At 42.9% G+C, this 4,210-nt stretch carries 2 protein-coding genes; one reads left to right on the top strand and one right to left on the bottom strand.

Going from position 1 to position 4,210, the window contains the following annotated elements:
* Positions 1–142: 142 nt before the first annotated feature.
* Entirely contained in the window at positions 143–574 is a 432-nt protein-coding gene (locus tag JUB14_RS27580; RefSeq protein WP_207510099.1) for a response regulator, read from the bottom strand.
* Positions 575–1,018: 444 nt separating this feature from the next.
* Here JUB14_RS27580 and JUB14_RS27575 point away from each other — a divergent pair, with 444 nt between their 5' ends.
* A complete protein-coding gene (locus JUB14_RS27575; protein WP_207510098.1) occupies positions 1,019–3,214 on the top strand; it encodes an LruC domain-containing protein in 2,196 nt (731 codons plus the stop codon).
* Positions 3,215–4,210: the final 996 nt, after the last annotated feature.

Genomic DNA, 4,210 nt, shown 5'->3' with positions numbered 1-4,210 from the left:
TACGTATACAAAAAGGAGCAGGTACCACATCGTGGTACCCGCTCCTTTTTGTTAATATATGTCCTCTAAAACTTAAATGGCCAAACAAGATAATACCCTCAATACTAGTATCGTCTTTTGAGGACTCTTACTGAAATATAGGTTACTTAATTGAAGGAGTATTGAAGTAGTGGGTCAGGTTTGGGTGATTTCTTAACAGTTCCACCTCAGCCTTGAAAAGAGGCTTGCTGATAAATGTGATAACGCTCGAGTAGTAAAAGGCCTGTAATTTATCCATAGGATCTACGGAGGACGTTAGCATACAAATCTTTGTATCAGGAAATAGATATTCAAAGCGAGCAGAGTATTCATCCAGGAAGTCCCAACCATTCATTATAGGCATATTGATGTCCAAAAAGATCAGATCCGGAACAACACTATCTTCATTATTTGCCAGTTGTTCAAAATAATCGACTCCTTCCTGGCCATTGTTCAAAGAAAAAACATTCTCAGCAAAGCCTTGCCGAGTGATCATCAATGTTAATAATCTAAGAGTAGTGTGATCGTCGTCGATCAGAAGTAAGTTCTTTATCATATCACGAACCGTAGGAGGGACTTACAAAAAAAGTATGAAACAGTTACAAAAGTACTATACTCTAAGGTTAACGGCAAGGATTAACATCTTCGGAATGAGAAAATTGATGTAATTATCTGCCTGCCTCCTAATTTAATCAGTAAGAGGTAGATCTGCTATTCATTTTTCCAGAAGTTGATTTACTCCTTCAACTGAGGTTAGCTACATTATAGCACTAATAACATAGAAGTAGCTACATTATTAGTGCTATATTTATTAAGCTCTAAATAGTTTAAAATACTCGCTGTCAGAGCTGTCTTCGTTTACAGTTTTCCGAATAAACTGGACGATTAAGTTGCATTTTCAGCAGTTAATCGAATTATCAGGGGCTACGGATATTTGCTTTATAATTTAGCAGTAGATTATTGCTGTTGTAACTACTATCACACTCTCCGCTATACACGTATGACATTTTCAACTAAATGGTGCATCGCTGTTTCTACACTACTTACTATGTATGGTTGTATACCTTCTGATCTGGATCCTGCAAAGACCAGTAGTACTACTGAAATGCAGAATTTGAAAGTAAGTGAAAATTTTGATTTCAAATCCACCCGAAACGTCCAGCTTAATATAAAAGTAAGTACCTCTTCTCTGGCCGGTGAACGTTCACGCATTAATGTCTACAGTGACATACCTACCGTCGGACAACTCGTAGCTTCCGGTATAGCTTCGGCTAGCCAAAATTTAAGACTTGAGTTTTATATTCCGGCAGCTCAAACGGAACTTTATATAGAGAAGATCAATGCCTATGGTGCTTCGGAGATAAAGAGAGTACAAGTCAGTGATTATATATCTGCTGCCTTTCCGACCACTACTGCAGTAGCCTCTCTACGGCAGCAGGCTGGATCTGGTTTTGATTGCACGACGGGTACTACAAAGACTTATAACAACTATAAGGGAGATATCACTACTAAATCCGGAGATATAGTTGCGGTAACGGGTACTTACAGCGGCACCATTATCATGAAAGGGGGCGATTTACGTATATGTGGTACCGCAACTGGATTAAAGATCAACCTTAACAACAACAGTGGCAAGGTATACTTTCTGGAAGGGTCAGTTATTGAGTTACTGGATATTGTGGGTAATACACCCAGTACAAAGGTTTATAATTATTCCCAGTCACTTGTGCTGGCGGATAAGATCTCCATGGGCGGGTCTTTTGAGAACTACGGCAAGATGGTAGTTAACGGTAACTTCACGGTCAGCAATAACAACACCAATACCTTCATTAATAATGGTGATCTGCATGTAAAAGGTACCTTCAGCAATAACCGTCATTTTGTCAACAACAACAAGATGATTGTTGATGATAAATACCAGGCAGAAGGTGGCTCTGTTAATGAAAACAACTGTAATCTGTATATAGGTGAACAGTTCACGGTCAACAATAACTTTGTCAACCGTGGTTATATTAAGGTGGACGGCGAAGCGACCATTACCGGAAACAGCAGCCTTGCATTTGCTGATGGTGCTATGCTCAGTACGCACGATATTAATCTCAACGGCACGATTACAGGTAGTGGCACCAGCTCAGTAGTAAAAGTATCCGGTCAGTCAAAACTGACCGGAAGTGCCGCTATGTCAGGAGCCGTTGCACTTTGCGATGCTAATGGTCTGGAACAGAACAGCTCCCGCATCTCCGCCAACTATCTGAGTTGCTCTAATAACTATCTACCTACCAGCTCATGCAATCCCGAGGGCTTCGGTACTCCACCCGCTCTGACCACACTGGACACTGATAAAGATGGGGTGGCCGACACTCAGGATGATTATCCCACTGATCCTACCCGCGCCTACAACACCTACTACCCTTCGGCTACCGGCTGGGCAACCTACGGCTTTGAGGATTTGTGGCCGGTGCAGGGTGACTACGACTTCAATGACCTGATCATCAACTCGCGCATCACGCGCGTATTTAATGCTGATAACAAGCTGGTGGAGCTGAAAAACAAGATCGTCATACGAGCAATTGGTGCCGCTTATGAAAATGGTTTCGGCTTCCAGCTCGACGGGGTAAGCAGTAGCGAGGTGGCCAGTGTGAGCGGGTATAGTCATACCAAGGGCTACGTCCAGCTGGCGCCTAACAAGACTGAAGCGGGTCAGCCCAAAGCGGTCATTGTAGCTTATGAATCGCCCGAGCCACTAATCAAACGTTCAGGAGGGTCTATGTTCAACACCGTGAAGGACAATCCCGCAGGAACACCCGGTCAGCTTGATCTAGTGGTGCGTTTTGCTACCCCGCTGGATGCGGCCAAAGCCAGTCAGGAGAAGATCAACCCATTCATCATCGTGGATGGCAAGCGTGAGGTGGAAGTACACCTGGCTAACTTTGCACCGACAGCCAAGGCCAGCACCAGCCTGCTGGGTACACTCAAAGATACCTCCAAGCCCGGCATTGGCCGCTACTACCGAACCGATGGGAATCTGCCATGGGCCATTGAACTGCCCGTAGAGTTCAACTATCCGGCGGAGCAGGTACCCATCACGGCGGCTTACCTATTCTTTGCTGACTGGGCCCAGAGTGGGGGCAAGCTCAGAACCGACTGGTACGAGAACAAAGCAGGGTACAACAATACTCAGAAGACATTTAAGTAAAACAACTTATTATACCAAAGCCGAAGTAGATAATCTATGAAGCTAGAAATGGACAATTATTATCTGACCTTCTTTAAGAGTCGACACTCTATATCTCACCTGGAGGTCCCATCCCAAATGCAGTTTGCTTACCAGAAAGCTATGATAGCACTGGCAGAGTATGGATACATATCTGTTATCCGCAATAAAAGTGGTTTAATATCTGAGGCTATGCTAAATGAACGCGGGAGACGTAAAGTTCAGGAGTTATTTCAGCAGCGTACATTAGAAGGTAGTACTTCGGGTACAGGCATATTCTAGAGATAAGTAATAAACGGAGATACCCAGAGCCAGCTCTGGGTATCTCCGTTTATCATACAAGATGGAGTAACATTAGGCTACATCTATACAACTTTCTACTACTTGAATTTCATTAGCTACTAGTCCAGAACTACTGCCTGTTGATAGTAGCACCTAATGCAATGCACTTGACTTACCACCATTCAGCAGGGCGGGTACGATGAATAGTAATGGAATCTGCTTGGAAAGTATAATAAGGCTTCTTTAACTGAGCAAGTATTCCCACTCTATACTTACCCTCATGTAATGAAGCGGCGGTGACAGTAGTTTCAATATCGCCGTAGTAATACTTACCTGTCCTTAAATAAGTAAGTGATGGAAATTAAAGAAACAAATGCTGCTATCTCTTAGCTGCTATCTCTTATAAGAGTAAAAATCTGTTAAGCTATCATTTCAGTCTGTTAAGCTATCATTTCAGGAGGAACTCTTAAAACAGCTAGTACCTGTTCTATATAAGGTCTCGCTACTAAGCTTACCCTTTCTTTTTCTAATGAATAAATACCTACCAAACTTCCTGTACTCAGGAACTTGAAGAGCCTCTGCGGATGTTGTTTCTTGGGCTCTGGAACGGAAGCATCAGCCAATCAACTGCTTAGGAAAACCTGAAAAAATAATTTACAAAACACTTGCAGAACAGGTAGTGCATCTACTACTTTT

It is taken from the genome of Telluribacter humicola (assembly GCF_017355935.1).
In the GTDB taxonomy this organism is placed as follows: domain Bacteria; phylum Bacteroidota; class Bacteroidia; order Cytophagales; family Spirosomataceae; genus Telluribacter; species Telluribacter humicola.
The sequence above is the reverse complement of the archived record's forward strand: the minus strand, read 5'-3'. Positions and strand labels throughout refer to the sequence as shown.